General features: G+C 64.8%; 1 protein-coding gene. It reads right to left on the bottom strand.

The genetic code is table 11. From position 1 onward, the window contains the following. On the bottom strand, nt 1-435 hold a 435-nt coding region (locus DBR22_RS20460; RefSeq protein WP_258229347.1), incomplete at both ends, for a hypothetical protein.

Genomic DNA, 435 nt, shown 5'->3' with positions numbered 1-435 from the left:
CCCCGCCCCGGCAGCGGTTTCGTTCACGTCCTCCACTTCCCCGACGTCCGCTGTGACGACGGCGCCGTCTGGTTCCCCGTTTTCGTCACCGGAGACGTTTTTCCAGGCAATGTCGAAAAGCTCGAGTTCCTCCTTGCGTGCCAGCTCACTGCGGGCCAGGACGTCCAGGGTCGCCAGGCCAAGGGCCTTGGTTCCTTCATCCTCGTCCAGCGCACGGTCCAAAGCCCACTGGGTCCGGCGCCACCATTCAGCCCGGCTGTCCGCCTCGGTCTTCTGTTGCAGGGCCTGGGCGTCTGCCTCGCGCTTCTGTTCGAGGGTGGTCTTATCGGCGGTAGTCCGCTGTTTCAGTGTCCGCCAGTTGATATAGAAGGCAAGGAGAGCCGCTATCAGGACGGCGAGGGGCCCGAGTCCGGCCAGGATCACCCACCAGTCGGC

This window comes from Arthrobacter sp. HMWF013 (assembly GCF_003061105.1).
Classification (GTDB): Bacteria; Actinomycetota; Actinomycetes; order Actinomycetales; family Micrococcaceae; genus Arthrobacter.
Note: the sequence above shows the minus strand (reverse complement) of the source record. Positions and strands in the feature narration are given on the sequence as shown.